Origin of the sequence: Xanthomonas euroxanthea (genome assembly GCF_903989455.1) — a bacterium.
GTDB lineage: Bacteria > Pseudomonadota > Gammaproteobacteria > Xanthomonadales > Xanthomonadaceae > Xanthomonas > Xanthomonas euroxanthea.
Genome location: NZ_LR861803.1, coordinates 3,818,242 through 3,839,691, shown reverse-complemented (window position 1 = coordinate 3,839,691; position 21,450 = coordinate 3,818,242). Strand labels below are relative to the sequence as shown.

17 protein-coding genes are annotated in these 21,450 nt (G+C 65.7%); 15 read left to right on the top strand and 2 right to left on the bottom strand.

Going from position 1 to position 21,450, the window contains the following annotated elements; all coding sequences use genetic code 11:
* Nucleotides 1–9: 9 nt before the first annotated feature.
* From recG to H7A86_RS16000, 4 genes are all read left to right on the top strand, one after another.
* Nucleotides 10–2,154 carry an ATP-dependent DNA helicase RecG gene (gene recG / locus H7A86_RS16015; RefSeq protein WP_119131020.1) on the top strand — a complete coding sequence of 715 codons (2,145 nt, stop codon included), beginning with the start codon at nucleotides 10–12 and terminating at the stop codon, nucleotides 2,152–2,154.
* Between the two features lie 166 nt (nucleotides 2,155–2,320).
* Nucleotides 2,321–3,259 (top strand): nucleoside hydrolase, encoded by a 939-nt coding sequence (locus H7A86_RS16010; RefSeq protein ID WP_119131021.1) that lies wholly within the window; start codon nucleotides 2,321–2,323, stop codon nucleotides 3,257–3,259.
* Between the two features lie 71 nt (nucleotides 3,260–3,330).
* Nucleotides 3,331–3,573 (top strand): type B 50S ribosomal protein L31, encoded by a 243-nt coding sequence (locus tag H7A86_RS16005; protein WP_024938126.1) that lies wholly within the window; start codon nucleotides 3,331–3,333, stop codon nucleotides 3,571–3,573.
* Between the two features lie 230 nt (nucleotides 3,574–3,803).
* Entirely contained in the window at nucleotides 3,804–5,093 is a 1,290-nt protein-coding gene (locus tag H7A86_RS16000) for a citrate synthase (RefSeq protein WP_039409911.1), read from the top strand.
* 102 nt (nucleotides 5,094–5,195) lie between these two features.
* Here H7A86_RS16000 and H7A86_RS15995 read toward each other — a convergent pair whose 3' ends face one another.
* The gene (locus tag H7A86_RS15995) at nucleotides 5,196–5,846 is read right to left on the bottom strand and encodes a hypothetical protein (protein WP_119131022.1); all 651 of its coding nucleotides are present in this window, start codon (nucleotides 5,844–5,846) and stop codon (nucleotides 5,196–5,198) included.
* A gap of 222 nt (nucleotides 5,847–6,068) precedes the next feature.
* Entirely contained in the window at nucleotides 6,069–8,486 is a 2,418-nt protein-coding gene (locus H7A86_RS15990; protein WP_119131023.1) for a penicillin-binding protein 1A, read from the bottom strand.
* A 215-nt stretch (nucleotides 8,487–8,701) separates the two neighbouring features.
* Here H7A86_RS15990 and H7A86_RS15985 point away from each other — a divergent pair, with 215 nt between their 5' ends.
* From H7A86_RS15985 to H7A86_RS15935, 11 genes are all read left to right on the top strand, one after another.
* On the top strand, nucleotides 8,702–9,760 hold the full coding sequence (locus H7A86_RS15985; RefSeq protein ID WP_119131024.1) for a pilus assembly protein PilM: 1,059 nt from the start codon (nucleotides 8,702–8,704) through the stop codon (nucleotides 9,758–9,760).
* On the top strand, nucleotides 9,760–10,527 hold the full coding sequence (locus tag H7A86_RS15980; RefSeq protein ID WP_104648860.1) for a PilN domain-containing protein: 768 nt from the start codon (nucleotides 9,760–9,762) through the stop codon (nucleotides 10,525–10,527). Before H7A86_RS15985 ends, H7A86_RS15980 begins: the two co-directional genes overlap by 1 nt.
* Entirely contained in the window at nucleotides 10,524–11,189 is a 666-nt protein-coding gene (locus H7A86_RS15975; protein WP_104584775.1) for a type IV pilus inner membrane component PilO, read from the top strand. The genes H7A86_RS15980 and H7A86_RS15975 overlap by 4 nt, the downstream gene beginning before the upstream one ends.
* A complete protein-coding gene (locus H7A86_RS15970; protein ID WP_104584778.1) occupies nucleotides 11,186–11,719 on the top strand; it encodes a pilus assembly protein PilP in 534 nt (177 codons plus the stop codon). The genes H7A86_RS15975 and H7A86_RS15970 overlap by 4 nt, the downstream gene beginning before the upstream one ends.
* Before the next feature lie 19 nt (nucleotides 11,720–11,738).
* Nucleotides 11,739–13,703 carry a type IV pilus secretin PilQ gene (locus tag H7A86_RS15965; protein WP_119131025.1) on the top strand — a complete coding sequence of 655 codons (1,965 nt, stop codon included), beginning with the start codon at nucleotides 11,739–11,741 and terminating at the stop codon, nucleotides 13,701–13,703.
* 230 nt (nucleotides 13,704–13,933) lie between these two features.
* Nucleotides 13,934–14,953 (top strand): AAA family ATPase, encoded by a 1,020-nt coding sequence (locus tag H7A86_RS15960; protein WP_104584784.1) that lies wholly within the window; start codon nucleotides 13,934–13,936, stop codon nucleotides 14,951–14,953.
* Between the two features lie 22 nt (nucleotides 14,954–14,975).
* On the top strand, nucleotides 14,976–15,938 hold the full coding sequence (locus H7A86_RS15955) for a DUF58 domain-containing protein (protein ID WP_104584787.1): 963 nt from the start codon (nucleotides 14,976–14,978) through the stop codon (nucleotides 15,936–15,938).
* A 2-nt stretch (nucleotides 15,939–15,940) separates the two neighbouring features.
* Nucleotides 15,941–16,402: a DUF4381 domain-containing protein gene (locus H7A86_RS15950; RefSeq protein ID WP_119131480.1), complete on the top strand. Its 462-nt coding sequence runs from the start codon at nucleotides 15,941–15,943 to the stop codon at nucleotides 16,400–16,402.
* A complete protein-coding gene (locus H7A86_RS15945; protein ID WP_119131026.1) occupies nucleotides 16,399–17,406 on the top strand; it encodes a vWA domain-containing protein in 1,008 nt (335 codons plus the stop codon). Before H7A86_RS15950 ends, H7A86_RS15945 begins: the two co-directional genes overlap by 4 nt.
* Nucleotides 17,403–19,256 carry a tetratricopeptide repeat protein gene (locus tag H7A86_RS15940; RefSeq protein WP_180707916.1) on the top strand — a complete coding sequence of 618 codons (1,854 nt, stop codon included), beginning with the start codon at nucleotides 17,403–17,405 and terminating at the stop codon, nucleotides 19,254–19,256. Before H7A86_RS15945 ends, H7A86_RS15940 begins: the two co-directional genes overlap by 4 nt.
* Entirely contained in the window at nucleotides 19,253–20,971 is a 1,719-nt protein-coding gene (locus tag H7A86_RS15935; RefSeq protein ID WP_119131028.1) for a BatD family protein, read from the top strand. Before H7A86_RS15940 ends, H7A86_RS15935 begins: the two co-directional genes overlap by 4 nt.
* Nucleotides 20,972–21,450 lie beyond the last annotated feature (479 nt).

The window sequence follows — 21,450 nt, the reverse complement described above, 5'->3', positions numbered from 1 at the left end:
CGCCCTGCCGTGCCGCGCGCAGCGACCCTCACCCCGCGCCTGGCCGTCGCAGGCCAGGCCTCGCTTGCCAGCCTGCCCGGCGTCGGCCCGAAAGTGGCCGAGAAATTTGCTGCGCGCGGCATTTTGACGCTGCAGGATCTGTGGCTGCATCTGCCCTTGCGCTACGAGGACCGCACGCGGCTGACCACGATCGCGCAGTTGCAGAGCGGTGTGCCGGCGCAGATCGAGGGGCGCGTGGACGCGGTGGAGCGCGGCTTCCGCTTTCGCCCGGTGTTGCGCGTGGCGGTCTCGGACGAGTCGCACGGCAGCGTGGTGCTGCGCTTCTTCCATTTCCGCGCCGCGCAGGTGGCGCAGTTCGCACCGGGCACGCGGTTGCGGGTGTTCGGAACGCCCAAGCCGGGACAGAACGGCTGGGAAATCGTGCATCCCAGCTACCGTGTGCTGGCACCTGGCGAGGATGCCGTGCTGGGTGACAGCCTGGATCCGGTCTATCCGGTCCTGGAAGGCGTGGGCCCGGCCACGCTGCGCAAGCTCATCGGCCAGGCGCTGGAGCGGTTGCCGGAAGAGGCCGCGCTGGAACTGCTGCCGCCGCACTGGTTGCAGGACCAACAACTGCCCTCGCTGCGCGCCGCGCTGCTGACCATGCATCGCCCGCCGGTGAGCACCGACCCGCAGCAGTTGCTCGCCGGTGGGCATCCGGCCCAGCAGCGTCTGGCGATCGAAGAACTGCTGGCGCATCAGCTCAGCCTGCGCCGCCAGCGCATCGCCCTGCAGCGCTTCCGCGCGCCGCTGCTGCCGGGCAACGGCACCCTGGTGCAGCAACTGCGTGCGGCATTGCCGTTCCAGCTCACCGGCGCGCAGCGGCGCGTGTTCGCACAGATTGCCCGCGACCTGGCCAAGCCATCGCCGATGCTGCGGCTGGTGCAAGGCGATGTCGGCAGCGGCAAGACCGTGGTTGCCGCATTGGCGGCGATGCTGGCGGTGGAGCAGGGCAAGCAGGTCGCACTGGCCGCGCCGACCGAGCTGCTGGCCGAGCAGCACCTCACCAATCTGCGTGGCTGGCTGGAACCGCTGGGCGTGCACATCGTCTGGCTGGCCGGCAAGGTCACCGGCAAGGCGCGCGCCGCGGCGATGGCCGAGGTGGCCTCCGGCCAGGCGCAGGTGGTGGTCGGCACGCATGCGCTGATGCAGGAGGCGGTGGTCTTCCACGATCTGGCGCTGGCCATCATCGACGAGCAGCACCGCTTCGGCGTGCATCAGCGCCTGGCCTTGCGCGACAAGGGCGCAGCTGCCGGCAGCGTGCCGCATCAGTTGGTGATGACCGCCACGCCGATTCCGCGCACCCTGGCAATGTCCACCTATGCAGACCTGGATGTTTCGGCGATCGACGAACTCCCGCCCGGGCGCACGCCGGTGCAGACCATCGTGCTCAGTGCCGAGCGTCGGCCGGAGCTGGTCGAGCGCATCCGCGCCGCCTGCGCCGAAGGGCGTCAGGCCTACTGGGTCTGCACCCTGATCGAAGAAAGCGAGGAGCCTGGCAAGGACGCGCCCAGCGGCCCGCCAAGGATCGAAGCGCAGGCGGCGGAGGTCACCTTCCAAGCCCTGTCCGCGCAATTGCCCGGGGTGCGTGTGGCGCTGGTGCACGGGCGCATGAAAGCGGCCGAAAAACAGAAAGCCATGCTGGATTTCAAGCAGGGCCGCACCGATCTGCTGGTCGCCACCACGGTGATCGAGGTCGGCGTGGACGTGCCCAACGCCTCGCTGATGATCATCGAAAACGCCGAGCGCCTGGGCCTGGCGCAGTTGCACCAGTTGCGCGGCCGGGTCGGGCGCGGCGCGGCCGCGTCCAGTTGCGTGCTGCTGTATCAGGCGCCGCTATCGATGATGGCGCGGCAACGCCTGGAAACCATGCGCCAGACCAACGACGGCTTCGTGATCGCCGAAAAGGATCTGGAGCTGCGCGGCCCCGGCGAATTGCTGGGCACCCGCCAGACCGGCCTGGCCAGCTTCCGCATCGCCGATCTCACCCGCGATGCCGGGTTGCTGCCGCGCGTGCAGGTGCTTGCCGAGCGGCTGCTGGCCGACGCGCCGGAGATTGCCGACCGTGTGGTCGCGCGCTGGATCGGCAGCGCGGTGCGTTACGCCGCGGCTTGAGTGGCGGGGATTGGGGAATCGGGAATCGGGATTGGGGAATCGGGAATCGGGAATCGTAAAGGCAAGGCTGCTGCCGCCTTGGCGTCCCGGTGATTCGCGCGCCTCGCTGATCCTTGCGAAGATGCGGCAACGAATCCCGAATCCCGAATCCCGAATCTCCAATCCCATGACCAAAAAGATACCGCTGCTGATCGACACCGACCCGGGCGTGGACGACGCGCTGGCCTTGCTGATGGCCTTCAACGACCCCCGGCATGAGGTCGTTGGCCTGACCATCGCCGCCGGCAACGTCGGCTTGGAGCACACCGTGCGCAATGCCTTGAAGGTCTGCGAGATTGCCGGGCGTGAGGATGTGCCGGTCTACGCGGGCTGCCCGCAGCCGCTGCTGCACCCGTCGGTGGACGCGGCGCATGTGCATGGCATCGACGGTTTCGGCGATGTCGGCCTGGCGCCGGCCAGGCGTACTGCCGAGACCGAGCATGCTGCACTGGCCATCCTGCGCCTGTCGCACGAATACGCCGGCGAGCTGCTGCTGGTGGCGCTCGGTCCGCTGACCAATCTGGCGCTGGCGCTGACGCTGGATCCGACCCTGCCGCAGCGGGTGGCGCGGCTGGTGGTGATGGGCGGGGCGTTGACCGGGCACGGCAACATCACCGCGGCGGCCGAATTCAACATCGGCTTCGACCCGGAAGCGGCGCATATCGTGTTCCGCGGCTTTCCACAGTTCGACGTGGCCGACTGGGAAGCCACCATCGCCCACGGCCTGCTGCATCGCGATGTCGAGCAATGGCTGGCGGCCGACTCGGCGCAGGCGCGGTTCTACGAGGAAATCTCGCGCAAGACCCGCCTGTGGTCCGAAGACAGCCGCGGCGAGTACTGGTACGCCGCCGATGCACTGGCGATGGCGTTCGCGCTGCACCCGGAAGGTGCCCAGCGGCTGGAGCAGCGTCCGGTCCATGTCGAGTTGACCGGTACGCATACCCGCGGGATGACCCTGGTGGACTGGAACCGGCAGGGTGGCGCGCCCGACAATGCCAACCTGTTGCTGGAGTACGACCGCCGGCAGTTCTACGGTCTGGTCGGGGCGGCGCTGGCGGCGGGTTAGGGTGATCTTGCGCCGGGCGTCTGGAGGCCGCTATAATGCCCGGCTTATCCAGGCAGCCCGGCGCCAAGTCCATGAAAGATAACGTTCATCCCAGCTACAACGACGTCGTCTTCCACGACGTGACGTCCGATTTCAAGATTCTGACCCGTTCCACCATGAGCTCGAAAGAGACCGTGAAGTGGGAAGACGGCCAGGAATACCCGCTGATCAAGGTGGATATCTCCTCGGCATCGCACCCGTTCTATACCGGCAAGCACAAGGTGATCGACACCGGCGGCCGGATCGACAAGTTCCAGAAGCGCTACGCGCGCTGAGCTTGCAGGACGGGCTGTACCGGCAGCGGCCGCGCATTGCGCGGCCGTTGTTTTTTGGGGCCTTGGCAACTTCGTTTTCACGCCTTCGATAGGGGCGTCTACGACTTCTGTCCAAGCGACGGCCAAAATGCTGCTGTGCGATAATGACGTGATCCGGGGCGATGCCCTGGACTTCCATCACGTGCCTGCCCATCCGGTGACAGGCGCCTTCCACTGAAGGAGCGTACACAGTGTCCGATCTTGATCAGGTCACGCTCAACGCCGGCGACAAGTCGGTCGTTCTGCCGGTTCTCAAGCCCACGCTTGGCAATGATTGCGTCGATATCTCAAAGCTGACCAAAGAAACCGGTCTGTTCACCTACGACTCGGGCTTCACCGCCACCGCCAGCTGCAAGTCGGCCATCACCTACATCGATGGCGACAACGGCGTGTTGCTGTATCGCGGCTACCCGATCGAACAGTTGGCCGAGAAGTCCAGCTTCCTCGAAGTCTCGTATCTGCTGATGAATGGCGAGCTGCCGACCGCGGACGAGTTCAAGAAGTTCGACCACGAAGTGACGCATCACACGATGATGCACGAGTCGCTGAAGAACTTCCTCGGTGGTTTCCGCCATGACGCCCATCCGATGGCCATGCTGGCCGGTTCGGTCGCCTCGCTGTCGGCGTTCTATCACGACACCCTGGACCTCAACGATCCGGAGCAGCGCCGTCAGGCCGCCATCCGTCTGATCGCCAAGGTGCCGACCCTGGCTGCTGCCGCGTATCGCTATTCGATCGGCTGGCCGATCCGCTACCCGCGCAACAACCTCAACTACGTCGACCGCTTCCTGCACATGATGTTCGAAGTGCCGAGCGAGCCGCTGGAGATCAATCCGGTGGTGGCCAAGGCGCTGGATCTGCTGTTCATCCTGCATGCCGACCACGAGCAGAACGCCTCGACCTCGACCGTGCGTCTGGTCGGTTCGACCGGTGCCAATCCGTACGCCTCGGTCGCAGCGGGCATCACCGCGCTGTGGGGCCCGGCACACGGCGGCGCCAACGAAGCCGTGCTGAAGATGCTGGAAGAGATCGGCACCGCCGACAACGTCGAGTCCGCCGTGGCCAAGGCCAAGGACAAGAATTCCTCGTTCCGTCTGATGGGCTTCGGTCACCGCGTCTACAAGAACTTCGACCCGCGCGCCAAGATCATCCGCGAGATGACCCACAAGGTGCTGGGCGAGCTGGGCGTCAACGATCCGCTGCTGGAAGTGGCGTTGAAGCTGGAAGAAGCCGCGCTGAAGGACGACTATTTCGTGCAGCGCAAGCTGTACCCGAACGTCGACTTCTATTCCGGCCTGATCTACAAGGCGCTGAATATTCCGGTGGAGATGTTCACCGTGATGTTCGCCATTGCACGCACCGCCGGCTGGGTGTCGCATTGGCTGGAGCAGCAGGTCGACCCGGAAATGAAGATCGGCCGTCCGCGCCAGATCTACACCGGCTACGACAAGCGCGACTACACCGACAGCGCCAAGCGCTAAACGCTTGCGGTTTTCTGCTTGAACGAACGCCCCGCATTGCGGGGCGTTTGCTTTTACGGGGCGGGCGTCATGCCCACGGTCGCGCGTAATGGCGTATGGCGATCAGCGCGCGTGTCGCGGGGCGTCGCCACCGTCCTCTTCTGCCAACAACTGACGCAGCTGGGCGGCAGAGGCGCGCTGCATCGGCTTTTCGTCCAGCTGCGACAACGGTGCCTGGCGCAGGGCGTCGTACGGCAGCACGGTCAGGTCGAAGGTCAGTTCCTCGGCACTGAACAACCAGACCGGAAACTCGGCAGTCCGCTCGCGGTCCAGGCGCAGCCGGCGCGTCCGCAATTCGGCAGGAATGCGGTGTTCTTCCAGAAACCGCTGCACGGCATCGGCATCGTCGCTGTGCAGCTGCAACTGCACCGGCGCATTGGCGTCGGCCGTGCCATCGAGCACCGGGCCGGCCAGGCGCGGCTGGAACGGGCCGAGAAACTCCAACGCGCGCAACGCCGCTTCGCGGCGCTGGCGCAAGCGCAGCCCGTGCGCCGGTCCGGCGAACAGGCGCTGGTGCTCGCGCAGGGCGTCTTCGATCTCGCGATTGCGCGGCAGCGATGCGTCGTCGTGGATGCCCAGCCGGCTGGCCGCCTTGAGCTTGGCCTGATGAAAATCGCGGATGCCGCCTTCGGCCATCAACCGGGCCGCTTCGTGCGCCAGGCGGTGGCGCCGTTCTCGGGTTCGCGTATCGGCGTGTTCGCGCGCGTGATGCATGACCGGGCTCCCCCTCATGAACCTGGTTCGACTCTACAACAGCGGCATGACGGTGTGGCGAAGGTCACAGGGCGCAGGCCCGATGGACCGTGCTCGATGACCGCAAGCACGCGCTGGCATGCGTTGCACCATCGCTGCCGCTGCGTGCCGAGCCCGGGGAATCGGCCGGCCTGCGCCGTTCCGATTCCCCATTCTCGATTCCCGATTTCGGAATCCCGGCACTCAGAAAATATCGAACGCCTTCTCGTCCTGCTGCTCCTGCAGGCCGTAGTCGTAATCCTGCAGGCGATCCAGGTCCTCGTTCTTCACCCATTCCACCGCGCCATTGATGGTGGCCTGGGTCATGCCGTCGGGCGGGTCGTTGGCGGCGATCGGCTTGTCCTTCAGGGCCACGCGCATGTACTCGATCCAGATCGGCAATGCGGCCTTGCCGCCGTATTCGCGATAGCCGAGCGAGCGGAAGTCGTCGCGGCCCACCCAGACCGTGGTGGCATAGGGACCGCCGAAGCCGGAGAACCAGGCGTCACGGTGATCGTTGGTCGAGCCTGTCTTGCCGCCGACGTCCTCACGCCCCAGCACCTTGGCCGCGGTACCGGTGCCGCGCTGGACCACGTCGCGCATCATCGACACCAGCTGGTAGGCAGTGCGCTCGTCGATGGCGCGCGGCGCGATCTTGGTTTCGGCAGTGGCTGCCGGGGCGGTCTCCGCCGGCGTGGCCGTGGTCGGCTCGATCGACTTGGGCAGCGCAGGGGCGCCGAAGTTGAAACCGTCCACCACCTGGCTTACCGGTGCGACATTGCCGCCCTGCAACGCGCAGGTACGGCAGGCCACTGCCGGCACTTCCTTGAAGACGACATTGCCGTCGCGGTCCTTGACCTCGTCCACGATCCAGGTGTCCACGCGCGAGCCGCCGTTGGCGAACACTGCATAGCCACGCGCGACCGACAATGGCGTCAGCGACGCGGTACCCAGTGACATCGACAGGTTGGGCGGCAGCTCGGCCTCCTGGAAGCCGAACTGGCTGATGTATTTACGTGCGAAATCGACGCTGATCGCGTCCAGCAAGCGGACCGACACCAGGTTGCGCGATTGCACCAACGCCTCGCGCAGCCGCATCGGGCCGCGGAAGCCGCCGCCGTCGTTCTGCGGCGACCAGGTCTTGCCGCGGCGGTCGCGGAACACCACCGGGGCATCGAGCACGATCGAGGCGGGGTTGAAGCCCTTTTCGAACGCAGCCGCATATACGAACGGCTTGAAGCTGGAACCCGGCTGGCGGCGTGCCTGGGTGGCACGGTTGAACTTGTTGCCGGCGAAGCTGAAACCGCCGACCAGCGCGCGCAGCGCGCCGCTGTTGGCATCCAGCGACACCAGCGCGGCCTGGCCGCGCGGCAATTGGTCGATGATCCATTCGCCGTCTTTTTCGCCGGCGCGGATGCGGGTCAGGTCGCCGCGCGTCAGCAACTTGGCCGGGGTCTTGTTGGTCCAGCGGCTGGCGCTGGCCGGCAGGGTCAGCTCGGTCTTGTCACTCTGCACGACGGTCACGCCGCCGTCGGCATTGGTGCGCGCCACGATCACCGCGCGCAGGCCGCCCTGGGTGAACACGCCGGACAGATGCTTGGCCAGTGTCGCTGCATCCGCGTCGGCGGGGACATCGAAATGCTGTTCGACGCCATGCCAGCCATGCCGGTGGTCGTACAGGCGCAGGCCGTCGGCAACCGCTGCATCGGCGCCGGTCTGCAGCGTGGCATCGATGGTGGTGGTGACGTGGTAACCCTTGTTGAGCACATCGCCGCCGTACTTGGCGATCATTTCCTGGCGCACCAGCTCGGCCACGTACGGGGCGTAGACCTCGACCGGCGGCTCATGCGGCTTGGCGTGCATCGGCACCGCCTTGGCCGCATCGGCTTCGGCCTGGCTGACAAAGCCCAGGTCGGCCATGCGTTGCAGCACGTAGTAATCGCGACGTTCCTGGGCACGCTCCGGATTGCTGATCGGGTTGCCGCTGGACGGGAACTTGGGGATGCCGGCCAGCGAGGCCATCTCGTCCAGGCTCAGTTCGCTCATCTTCTTGCCGTAGTAGTACTCGGCCGCAGCGCCCACGCCGTAGGCGCGGTTGCCGAAGAAGCTCTTGTTGAGATACAGCTCGAAGATCTCGTCCTTGCTCAGCTCACTTTCGATCTTGCGCGCCAGCAGGATCTCGGCCAGCTTGCGGGTGTAGCTGTACTCGGAACTGAGGAAGAATTGCCGTGCCACCTGCTGGGTAATGGTCGAACCACCCGGCACCCGCTTGGCGTCGGTGCTGGCCAGCAGCCACACCGCGCGGGCGATGCCCTTGTAATCCACACCGCCGTGCTCGTAGAAGCGCGCATCCTCGGTGGCCAGGAAGGCCTGCTTCAGGCGCAGCGGCACGTCCTTCATCTGGATGGGATAGCGCCGGGTCTCGCCATAGACGGCCATCAGGCGGCCATCGCTGGAGTAGACATACATCGGCTCCTGCAGTTCGACCTGCTTGAGCGACTGCACGTCCGGCAGCTTGGAGGAAACGGCGTAATACAGGCCGCCGGCAGCAATAGCGCCAAGCAGGGCGAGCACCACGAACGCGGCCAGGATCCAGCCCAGCCAACGACGAATACGGGGCATGTTGAGAGAGATTCCGATTGCAGATTTCTTGGTCACAGAGTATAGATGACGCCGGGTTTGGCTGGGGCCGAACTCTGGGGATCGCAGCAGACAGCACTGGGGTCACGGTCGCGGGGCCATTGCCTCGCGCGTGAAGGGCTTGTCTACTGTTAAAATTTGATTATTAATACGAGGGCGCAGACTGCGTCCAAGTGCCCATCGGCAGGGGAGTTTCCGTGGGGCTTCTACCCAAGAGTCAGTCGCCACTTATTGGTGTCGATATCAGTTCCACTGCGGTCAAGCTCCTGCAGCTGTCGCGCAGCGGGAATCGTTTCCGCGTGGAACATTACGCCGTAGAGCCGTTGCCGCCGAATGCGGTCGTGGAAAAGAACATCGTCGAAGTCGAGGCGGTGGGCGAGGCCATCCGCCGCGCCATCAACCGTTCCGGCAGCAAGGCCAAGAATGCCGCAGCCGCGGTGGCCGGGTCGGCGGTGATCACCAAGCTGATCCCGATGCCGGCCGATCTGGACGACAGCGATCTGGAAGCGCAGGTCGAACTGGAAGCCACCAATTACATCCCGTACCCGATCGAGGAAGTGAATCTCGACTTCGAGGTGCTCGGCCCGATGCCCAACAGCCCGGACATGGTCCAGGTGCTGCTGGCGGCCTCGCGTTCGGAGAATGTGGAACTGCGCCAGTCCGCGCTGGAACTGGGTGGCCTGGTCGCCAAGGTCATGGACGTGGAGGCCTTCGCGGTCGAGAACGCCTTCGCCCTGGTCGCCAGCGAGCTGCCGGTGGCTGCCGATGCAGTGGTGGCGCTGGTGGACATCGGCGCCACCATGACCACGTTGAGCGTGCTGCGCGCCGGACGCAGCCTGTATAGCCGCGAGCAGGTCTTCGGCGGCAAGCAGCTCACCGACGAGGTGATGCGCCGGTACGGGCTGACCTACGAAGAAGCCGGCCTGGCCAAGCGTCAGGGCGGTTTGCCGGAAAGCTACGAGGTCGAAGTGCTGGAGCCGTTCAAGGAGGCGACGGTGCAGCAGATCAGCCGTTTGCTGCAGTTCTTCTACGCAGGCAGCGAATTCAATCGCGTCGACTGCATCGTGCTGGCCGGTGGTTGCGCGGCGCTGTCGCGCCTGCCGGAAATGGTGGAAGAGCAGCTCGGCGTGACCACCGTGGTCGCCAACCCGCTTGCGCAGATGACGCTGGGCCCGAAGGTCCAGGCCCATGCGCTGGCGCTGGATGCACCTGCATTGATGATTGCCACCGGCCTGGCCCTGAGGAGCTTTGACTGATGGCAAGAATCAATCTATTGCCCTGGCGCGCCGAGCGCCGGAAGGCGCGCGAGCGCGAGTTCTATTCGATGCTGGGCTTCGCCGCGCTGGGCGGAGTGCTGCTGTCTGCACTGATCTGGTTCTACTACGACGCGCAGATCAGCGGCCAGACCGAGCGCAATGCGTTCCTGACCACCGAAATCGACAAGGTTAAGGCGCAGAACGAAGAGATCAAGGAGCTCGACAAGAAGAAGGACCGTCTGCTCGCCCGCAAGAAGGTGATCGAGGAACTGCAGGCCAATCGCTCGCAGATGGTGCACCTGTTCGACTCGCTGGTGCGCACCATTCCCGATGGCGTGGCCTTGACCAACATCAAGCAGGACGGCGACATCCTCACCCTGGAAGGTCGCTCGCAGTCCAATGCGCGCGTCAGTGCCTACATGCGCAACCTGGAAGGCTCGGGCTGGATGACCAATCCGGACCTGTCGATCATCGAGGCCAAGAGCCAGGACAAGACCGGGCAGCCTGCCGCATCTGCGACGGACACCACGGCGCTGCCGTACGTATTCACGCTCAAGGTCAAGCTGGCCAATCCGAACGAGGCTGACAAGAACGGCACCGCACCGGTCGATGCGCAAGCGCCGGGCGCAACGCCGGCCGGGACCGCACCCGCGGGCGCGCCAGCGGCGACACCTGCAGCGCCTGCACCTGCCACGCCGCCGGCCGCTGCGCCTGTGCAGCCAGCGCCGGTGCCAGCCAATCGGCCGCAGGAGGGGGCGGCGTCATGAGTAAGAAAGCATTCAAGCTCAGCGATCTGGATTTCAACAACATCGGCGGCTGGCCGCAGCAGGCACGCATCGTGTTCTGCGTGGTGGTCGGCCTGTTCATCATGGTGCTGGCCTGGTTCCTGCTGATCAGCGGCAAGCGCGATGAACTCGAAAGCCTGGAAGGCACCGAAACGCAGCTGCGCACCGAGTTCGAGACCCAGCAGGGCCGTGCGGTGAATCTGGAGCCGCTCAAGCAGCAGCTCGCGCAGATGGAGCAGGTGCTGCAGCAGATGCTGCGCCAGCTGCCCAGCAAGACCGAAATGCCGGATCTGATCATCGACATCTCGCAGACCGCGTTGTCCAGCGGCCTGTCCAACGAGTTGTTCCAGCCGGGCCCGGAGTCGCCGAAGGAGTTCTACGCCGAAAAGCCGATCGCCTTGCGCATGGTGGGCAGTTACCACCAGTTCGGTGCCTTCGTCAGCGGCGTGGCGTCGCTGCCGCGCGTGGTGATCCTGACCATGCACGACATCAACCTCAAGCCGAAGGATCCCAAGGCCGGCATCACGCCGCGCGGGGCGCTGGAACTGTCCGGCACGGTCAAGACCTATCGTTATCTGGACGATGAGGAAATGGCCGAGCAGGAGAAGGCGGCGGCCGACGCTGCGAAGAAGGGCGGCCAATGACCATGAGACTGCTCAAGATCCTGTCCTGCGTGGCGCTAATGGCTGTATTGCCGGCGTGTACGCGCGGTGTGACCAGCACCCCGGGCGATGCGCCGAATCTGGAAGCCTGGGTTGCCGAGGTGCGCGCACGTCCGGCGCCGCCGTTGGAGCCATTGCCGGTGATGCAGCAGTTCGAGACGTTCGAATATGCGGCGCAGTCGATGCGCGACCCGTTCAGCGATGCCTGGGTCAGTGCCGAAGGCGGCAATGGCACGCGTCCGGATCCGAACCGGCGCAAGGAGCCGCTGGAAGCCTATCCGCTCGACGCCCTCGACATGGTGGGGACCATTGGTGGCGGCGCAGGCCTGGTTGCCCTGGTCATGGCACCGGACAAGGTGACCTACCGGGTACGGCCGGGTGTGTATCTGGGACAGAGCGATGGCCGGGTCACCGGGGTCTACGAAGACCGCATCGAGCTGATTGAACTTGTGCCGGACGGTGCGGGTGGATGGCTTGAACGGCCGGCCGCGCTCGCGCTGGATGATCAATAAAGTGATAGGGGATAGCACGATGACGTTTTCCAATGCCCAGCGGCTGCGTCCGGTTCGACGCCACGTGGCACTTCGGGCCTGCGCGTTGGGGTTCGCGCTGGCGCTGGCGAGTGGTGGCGCGGTCGCGGCGGCGGCACTGAAGCAGCCCGCGCAGGATCCGGCCAAGACCGCTCCGGCGAGCCTGGCGGTGTCCAAGATCGATTTCAAACGGGGCGAGGATGGCACGGGTCGTCTGATCCTGCAGTTCGACGGCCAGGGCGCCAGCCCGGACCTGCGTACGCAGGGCGACAACGTGCTGGTCGACATCAGCAACGCGCGGTTGCCCGCCGAACTGCAGCGCCCGCTCAACGTCACCGACTTCGCAACGCCGGTGCAACGTGTCGAGGTCAAGCCGTCCGGCTCGGGGTCGCAGCTGGTGCTGTCGACCAAGGGCGCGTTCGATTCGCTGGCCTACCAGACCGGCAACGAATACGTGGTCGAAATCACTCCGCGCAAGGGCCAGCCCGCGGTCGGTGGCGTCAGCGCCGCAGCCGTCACCCAGGCCGCGGCGCAGATCGCTGCGCGCGGTTACAGCGGCCGCCCGGTGACGTTCAACTTCCAGGACGTGCCGGTACGCACCGTGCTGCAGCTGATCGCCGAAGAATCCAACCTCAATATCGTCGCCTCCGACACCGTGCAGGGCAATGTCACGCTGCGGCTGATGAACGTGCCGTGGGACCAGGCGCTGGACATCGTGCTGCGCGCCAAGGGCCTGGACAAGCGCCGCGACGGCGGCGTGGTGTGGGTCGCCCCGCAGCCGGAGCTGGCCAAGTTCGAGCAGGACAAGGAAGACGCCCGCATCGCGATCGAGAATCGCGAGGATCTGATCACCGACTACGTGCAGATCAATTATCACAACGCGGCGGTGATCTTCAAGGCGCTGACGGAGGCCAAGGGGATTGGTGGCGGTGGTGGCGGTCAGGGCGGTGGTCAAGGTGGGCAAGGCGGGCAGCAGGACAACGGATTCCTGTCGCCTCGCGGCCGCCTGGTTGCCGATGAGCGCACCAACACGTTGATGATCAGCGATATTCCGAAGAAGGTCGCGCAGATGCGCGAGCTGATTTCGCATATCGATCGCCCCGTGGATCAGGTGTTGATCGAAAGCCGTATCGTGATCGCGACAGATACATTCGCGCGCGATCTGGGTGCGCGGTTCGGGGTATCAGGTGCAACTGGGCGCGGAATATTGAGTGGCTCGCTCGAAAGCACAAATAATTACCGTAACACGCTCGCACAACGTAATAATGAGATTAACAACACACGCACCGGTACAACCCCAGGTACTAGTAGTACATTGCCAGCTTTTCTTTTTCCCTCTGGTTTGAATATTGATTTGGGGGCGGGCGGGTTTACAAACAGTAATGCGGCAGGCTTGGCTTATACCTTGCTGGGTTCCAACTTCAATCTGGATATCGAATTGTCGGCAATGCAAGAGGAAGGACGTGGTGAGGTCGTCTCCAACCCGCGTATCGTGACGGCTAACCAACGCGAAGGTGTAATCAAGCAGGGGCGTGAAATTGGTTACGTAACCATCAGTGGCGCTGGTGTCGCAGGCGGCGGTTCGCAAGCAAATGTACAGTTCAAGGAAGTGCTGCTTGAGCTTAAGGTAACGCCGACCATCACCAACGATAATCGTGTCTTCCTTAATATGAATGTGAAGAAAGACGAGGTCGCTCGATTCATTGACCTGCCGCAGTACGGCACCGTGCCGGAAATCAATCGTCGTGAAGTCAATACGGCGGTTCTGGTGGCAGATGGTGAAACGGTGGTGATCGGTGGCGTGTACGAATTTACTGATCGGGAAAGCGTTTCGAAGGTGCCGTTCCTGGGAGACATCCCGTTCCTGGGCAATCTGTTCAAGAAGCGCGGGCGTAGCAAGGAGAAAGCCGAGCTACTGGTCTTCGTAACTCCCAAGGTATTGCGGGTTGCAAACGCAGCGCGGTAAACGCGCTCGATAGGATGGAGACAAGGGAGGCCGCGAAAGCGGCCTTCTTCCTTTGCGTGCTCCGGATCAAAGGGGTGGAGAAACCACGTCCTTCCCCAAATGGAAGGCTTGCGGAGTGCCGCAGGAGCCGGCCATCCGCGGTGTGCCCGGCAGCATGACCCTGGTCACTCACTGAACATCTTCCTGGCCTGCAGTGAACCAATCGCGCTCGAATCGGTCACACTGGGCCTATGAACGCACCGCCGCTCTTGCCCCCCGAAGCCGCTGCCGCGCCCGCCGAGGACCGGTTGCATCGTCAATTCACCTTGCTGCGCGAGTCGCTGACGCAGCGCATCGTGGGCCAGTCTGCGCTGGTCGAACGGTTGCTGATCGCCTTGCTGGCCGATGGCCATTTGCTGGTCGAGGGCGCACCGGGTCTGGCCAAGACCACCGCGATCCGTGCGCTGGCCTCGCGGCTGGAAGCCGATTTTGCGCGGGTGCAGTTCACCCCGGATCTGCTGCCTTCCGATCTGACTGGCACCGAGATCTGGCGGCCGCAGGACAGCCGGTTCGAGTTCATGCCCGGGCCGATCTTCCATCCGATCCTGCTGGCCGACGAGATCAATCGAGCACCGGCCAAGGTGCAGTCGGCGCTGCTGGAAGCGATGGGCGAGCGCCAGGTTACCGTCGGGCGGCACACCTATGCGCTGCCGCAGCTGTTCCTGGTGATGGCAACGCAGAACCCGATCGAGCAGGAGGGCACCTTCCCGTTGCCCGAGGCGCAGCTGGATCGCTTCCTGATGCATGTCCGTATCGGCTATCCACAGGCCGATGCCGAGGCCGAGATCCTGCGTCTGGCACGTGAAGCCGCGCGCGATACCCTGGAAAAGCATGAAACGGTGCCCGACAAGATCCCGCTGGAAGATGTCTTTGCCGCGCGGCGTGTCGTGCTGGACGTGCATCTGGCTCCGCAGCTGGAGCGCTACCTGATCGAGATCGTCCTCGCGTCGCGCGATGCCCAGCGCTACGACCCGGCATTGGCGCGGCGGATCGCCTGGGGCGCGAGCCCGCGTGGGTCGATCGCGCTGGAGCGCTGCGCACGTGCGCGTGCATGGCTGGCCGGGCGCGACTACGTGACCCCGGACGATATCCGCGCAATCGCCCCGGACGTGCTGCGTCATCGCGTGCTGCCCAGCTACGAGGCCACTGCCGAAGGCTGGGATGGTGAACGCCTGGTCGCCGCCCTGCTGGAAAAGATTCCGCTGCCCTGATCGGGTAGCGTGTCGCTGAGGTATGCCGTCCTCTGACCAGAATCCGATGTCTTCGATGCCGTCTTCTTCCCCTGTCACCGCGCCGTCGTCGATCGCCGGCGATGGACTGCGGCCGACGCTGGCGGAGTTGATCGCGCTGCGCGGCACCACGATCCATCGCGGGCAGCCGGGGCGTGGCCGCCATGGACTGGTCGGGCCGGTGCCCGCGGCAACGCGCGGGCGCGGGATGGAATACGCCGAGTCGCGCGAGTACGTGGCGGGTGACGATGCGCGGCATATCGACTGGCGCGTCACTGCGCGTACCGGGCGTGCGCATACGAAATTGTTTCAGGCCGAGCGCGAACGCTTGAGTCTGATTGTGGCCGATACCTCGCCGGCACTCTTCTTCGGCACGCGGGTGCGCTACAAATCGGTGCAGGCCGCACGTGCCGGTGCGGTTGCGGCGTGGCTGGCGCAGCGGCAGGGCGACCGCATTGCCGCCCTGCGCGGCACTGCCAGCGAGGCGCCGATTGCGCCGCGCTCGGGGCAACGCGGCGTATTGCCGGTACTGGATGCCTTGGCGCGCTGGTATGCGCAGCCGCCGTCCGGCGACGCGGGCCTGGAGGTGGCACTGGACCATGCCGCGCGGCTACTGCGCCCGGGCGCGCGGCTGACCGTGCTGGCCGATGCGCGCAGCGCCAGCAGGATTTCTGCCACGCGCTGGTCCGGGCTGGCCCTGCATCACGAGGTGGTGGTGATCGTGCTGGTCGACCCCCTGGAGCTGGCGCCACCGGCCCGCGCACTGAGCTTCGATGTGCGCGGCGAGCGTATTGCGATCGATCTGTCCACGCAGGCCGGACGGGCGCGTTGGCAGGCCGAATTCGTGGCGCCGCTGGAGCAGTTGACCTCGGTCTTGCAGGCACGCGGCGTGCGCCTGCATCGCCTGTCCACCGACGATGCCAGCGATGCCTGGCTGGGCGGCGGCGCTGCCGCGCGGAGCCTGTGACGATGGCACCGCAATCGCTGCCGCTGCGCGATGTCCATCTGCCGCCGTCACCGTCGTGGTGGCCGCTGGCGCCGGGCTGGTGGCTGGTGATTACGGCGGTGGTGCTGGTGCTTGGCACGGTCGGCTGGTGGTGGTGGCGCCGCCGTCAGCGGCAGCGTCTGTGGCTGGCGGCATTCGATGCCGAACTGCAGCGCGCAACGACTCCCGCACAGCGCCTGGCAGCGTTGTCGATATTGCTGCGGCGCGCAGCGCGCAGCGTCGATGCGCAGGCAGACCGCCTGCAGGGCGAGGCATGGCTGCAGTTTCTGGATGGGCGCAAAAGTAAGACGCGGGCCTTTTCGCAGGGACCGGGTCGCGCGCTGCTGGACGGTGGTTTTCAACGTACGCCGACGGTGATCGATCTGGATACGGTGCAGGCACTGGCACGGCAGCGCTTTCTGGGTTTGATGCGAGGCCGGCGATGAACTGGCTGCAGTGGTCGCAATGGCAGGATGCGCTGGCGCACTGCGCATGGCCGTGGGCATGGTGGTTGATGCCGCTGCCGTTGCTGATGTGGTTCTGGCCGCAGCGCCGCGCCGATACGGCGGCACTGCGCGTGCCTTACGCCGACCAATTGCAGGCGGTCGCGCAGGCTAAGAGTGCACCGGTGCTGCGGGTGCCGCGCTGGCTGGCGTGGCTGGGCTGGTTCTTCCTGTGCGCTGCGCTGGCGCGCCCGCAACAATTGGGCGATGTGATCCAGCCGCCGCGCGAGGCACGCCAGATGATGCTGGCGGTGGATCTGTCCGGCAGCATGAGCGAGCCGGACATGGTTCTCGGCGGCAAGGTAGTGGACCGCCTGACGGCCGCAAAAGCGGTGTTGTCGGACTTTCTGGATCGTCGCGACGGCGACCGGGTCGGTCTGCTGGTATTTGGTCAGCGGGCGTACGCGTTGACGCCGTTGACCGCCGACCTGACCTCCGTGCGCGACCAGCTGGCCGACAGCGTGGTGGGATTGGCCGGGCGCGAAACGGCGATCGGCGATGCGATCGCGTTGTCGGTCAAACGGCTGCGCGAGCAGAGGCAGGGCCAGCGCGTGGTGGTGTTGCTCACCGATGGTGTCAACACCGCAGGCGTGCTCAATCCGCTCAAGGCCGCCGAACTCGCCAAGGCCCAGGGCGTGCGGGTGCATACGATTGCCTTTGGCGGCAATGGCGGCTATTCGTTGTTCGGTGTGCCGATTCCGGCCACGGGCAACGACGATATCGACGAAGACGGCTTGCGCAAGATCGCCGCGCAAACCGGTGGGCGCTTCTTCCGTGCGCGCGATACCGAAGAGCTGGCCGGCATCTATGCCGAGCTGGATCGGCTGGAACCGGTCAAGGCGCTCGGCCCGTCGGTGCAGCCGCGCGTGGAACGTTACTACTGGCCGTTGGGCGCTGCGATCGTGATCGCGCTGCTGGCCTACGTGTTGCCGCGGAGATGGCGATGAACGCGCTGACCGAACTGGCTGGCTGGCTGCAGTCGCTGCATCTGTTGCGCCCGCGTCTGCTCTGGGCGCTGCTGGCGATCGTGCCGGCGGCGGTGCTGTGGCAGCTGCGTCGACGCGATGCCGATGTCTGGCGGCAAAGTGTGGATGCACACCTGCTGCCGACCCTGCTGGTGTCCGGCAGCCGGCGTGGATGGCTGGGATTCGTGCTGGCTGCGCTGACCTACACGCTGGCGGTGCTGGCGATGACCGGGCCGAGCTGGCGGCAGACCGAGCGGCCGGTGTATCACTCCAGCATGCCGTTGGTGGTGGCGCTGGACCTGTCGTCCAGCATCACTGCCAACGATCTGCCGCCCTCGCGCCTGCTGCAGGCGCGTGCCAAGTTGGCCACGTTGTTGCGCAAGCGGGCCGGTGGCGAAGTCGCACTGCTGGTCTATGCGGGCGAGAGCTTCACCGTTGCACCGTTGACCGATGACACGGCCAACGTGGCGTTGTTCCTGGATGCGCTGTCGCCATCGGTGATGCCGGTGGACGGCAAGCGCGCCGATGCGGCAATCGATGCGGCCACGCAGTTGCTGCTGCAGGCCGGCTTCAAGCAAGGCGAGATCCTGCTGGTCAGCGACAGTGCCGACCGTGCGGCCTCGAGTTCTGCGCGGCTGGCGCGCTCGCGTGGATTCAGTGTGTCTGCGCTCGGCGTGGGGAGCGAGCGCGGCGCCGCCTATCGCACCATCACGGGTGAGATTGCGCAGACACGGCTGGATGAGGGCAGCCTGCGCGACCTTGCCGGGCAGGGCGGTGGTCGCTATGCGCGTATCACTGCCGACGATGCGGACCTGCGTGCGCTGGGCGTGCTCGATCCGGCGCAACAGCCACTGGCCGATGAAACCGCCGAATCCACTGGCGGCAAGACCTGGCTGGACGAAGGTTACTGGCTGCTGTTGCCGGTGATGCTGCTGACACTGCTGGCGTTCCGGCGGCGTGCGGTTGTGGCGGTCCTGGCCCTGGTGTGCGTGTTGCCGTTGGCCCAGCCCGCACATGCCGCCGAGGGTACCTTGTGGCAACGCGCCGACCAGGTGCAGCAGCAACGCCTGGATGCCGGCGTGCAGGCCTATCGCAAGGGCGATTTTGCCGCAGCACAAAAAGCCTTCGAAAATGTGCCCACCGATGAGGGGCTGTACAACCTCGGCAATGCGCTGGCCAGGCAGGGCCAGTACGACGAAGCGATTGCGGCTTACGATCGCGCGCTCAAGCAACACCCGGATCAGCCCGACGCCATCGCCAATCGTGCGGCGGTGGATGCGGCGCGCAAGCGTCAGCAGCAGAACAACAAGGATGGGAAAGACCAGGACGGCAAGGGCCAGTCCAAGGACCAGAAGCAGGCCGACAAGAACAGCGCCAGCCAGAATCAGTCCGGGAAGAACGCGCAGGACGACCCGACGCCTGGCCAGGACGGGCAAGGCAAGCAGGATTCGCAAGGCAAGCAGGATGGCAAGGACCAGCCGTCTGCGCAGACGCCGCAGGACGCAGCCTCGCAGAACCAGCAGTCCAAAAACGGCCAGGGCGAGCAGAGCAAGCAGGACGCAGCGCCACAATCGGCCGATGCCAAGGCGCAGCAGCAGGCCGACGCGGCGCAGCGGCAAAAGATGCAGCAGGCGATGGCGCAGGCCGGTGACAAGAGCGCCGATGCGGACGGCAAGCAGGCCGCCGCAGCGGCGGCGGACGAGACGCCGGAGCAACGCGAACAGCGGCAGGCGGTGGATGCCTGGCTGCGGCGGGTGCCGGATGATCCGGGCAGTTTGTTACGCACCAAATTCAGGCTGGAACACGAACGCAGGCAACGGGACGGACGATGATCGGCACACACCATTTGCGCCGCGCGGCGATCGGCATGTTGACCGGCGTGATGCTGCTCACCTGTGCACCGGTGGGCGCCGTCACGCGCGCGTGGCTGGACCGCGACAGCGCCAATGCCGGCGACGTGGTGATGTTGAACATCGAAACCGATCAACGCGGTGTCGATCCGGATTACACGCCCTTGCGCAACGACTTCACCCTGGGGGTCAAGAGCGCCAACCAGCAGATGCAGGTGACCAATGGGTCGGTGACGGTGCGCGCACTGTTCGGTGTGGTGCTGACGCCGCGCAAGAGCGGCGAGCTGATCGTGCCGGCGATCCGCGTCGGCAACGAGCGCACCGAACCGTTGCGGTTGCAGGTGGGCGCTTCGGCAAGCGATGCCGGCAGCAGCGCGCCCGGCGCAGCAGCTGCGGCGCAAGGCAATGAGGATGCGTTTGTCCAGACGCAGGTGGACGATCCGCAGCCCTATGTGCAGCAAAGTGTGGGCGTGGTGGTGCGGCTGTATTTCGCCACGCAGCTGGCGTCCGGTGAGCTGGATCTGGAAGCGCCCGATGGTGCATCGCTGCAGCGCATCGGCGATGACGTCAGTTCGGTCAAGGTGCTCAACAACCGTCAATACAACGTGGTCGAACGACGTTACCTGCTGGTGCCCGAGCGCAGCGGTCGCCTGGTGTTGCCGTCGGCGCGCTTCAACGGTCGGTCGGTCGGGGGCTTCTTCGACGACTACTTCGGTCGCGGCAATGGCGAGCTGAGCGCGCGTAGCGCCAGCATCCCGCTGCAGGTCCGTGCACAACCGGCCAATGCGCCGCAGCCGTGGTTGCCGTTGCGCAGCCTGCAGCTGCGGTATACGACCACGCCGCAGCGCGCCACCGCCGGCGAAGCGGCGCAGATCGTGGTGGAGGCCAGCGCGCGCGGCGCCACCCAGGCGCAGTTCCCAGAATTGCCGACCCCGAGCGTGCCCGACGCGCAGGTGTTCGCCGAGCCGGCGCAGTACGAAGAACGCTTCGTGGATGGCTCGCCGCAGCTGCGGCTGACCCGCCGCTATTCGATCGTGCCCAACCGCGCCGGTCCGCTGGTGGTGCCCGGCTTGCAGGTGGCATGGTGGGATGTGGGCGCGGCGGCGGCCAAGACGGCCTCGCTGCCGGATCTGACGCTGGATGTGGCGGCCGGTACCGGTGCGTTTGCGGCACCGGCGCCCGCGCCAGCAGCCAGTCCGTCACCGGGTAACCCGGCGAGCACGCTGAGCCTGCAGCAACCGGCGGCCACGCAACGGCCGTGGGGCTGGATCGCTGCGGCGATGGGCTTTGCGCTGCTGTGGATTGCCACCCTGGTGTGGGCCTTGTCACGGCGTCGCGGCGGTGCGCACGGCGCGCCGGTGCTCAATGCCGGCGATGCAGCTGTGCCCGGCCGGCGTGTGACCCACGGTGTGGCCGAATTGCGACGCGCGCTCGACACCGGCGGCATGGACGATGTGGCTGCGGTGCTATGTGGCATGGCCGGCGTTGCCGACATCGACAGCGTGCTGGCCGCGTTGAGCGACCCGGCCCAGCGCGCGGCGGTGGCGCAGATGCAGCGCGCCCGCTGGGGCGGCGATGGTGACGTGGGCAGTGCACGTTCGGCATTGCGTGAGGCCTTCGCCAAGGGGCCGCGTTGGCGGCACGCCACCGCTGCGGAGCCGGAGGTATTGGCGCCGCTGTATCCGCCGGCGCCTTGATCGGTGTCGCTGCATCGGCAGCGGTGGACAGATCTTGGTTAGCCGGCGTGCTGCGCCTCGTTTTGACGCGCTGACTGCGGTTCTTTGACTGTGCTGCTTAAAGCAAAGCGTTTTTCAAGGCAAGGCGTTTGGTCTGCGGCGTGGCTGCAGGGCCCTTGCCCGCCCACCATCGCGGGACACGCTGCAAGTACGTCCTTGTAAGCTCTTACGCGGCATCCATGCCGTGTAAGGTCCCGCGACGGTAGGCGGGCAATGACCAGTTCAGATGGTCGGTGTGCGCAGTTACAAGCAGGGCATGGCGTGCGTTGTTCGAATCACGTTGCGTCCGATCAGTTCCCCGGGCAAGCCGAGCGAAACGCTTTCAATAAAGCAGCCGACTAACTTCCTGGTGCGATGAGGGCACCGCGCCCTCGACTCACCGGGCTTTTGATTCACGCATCCTGGCGCGACTAGATGACGCCCTGGGTCTATGGATTCGG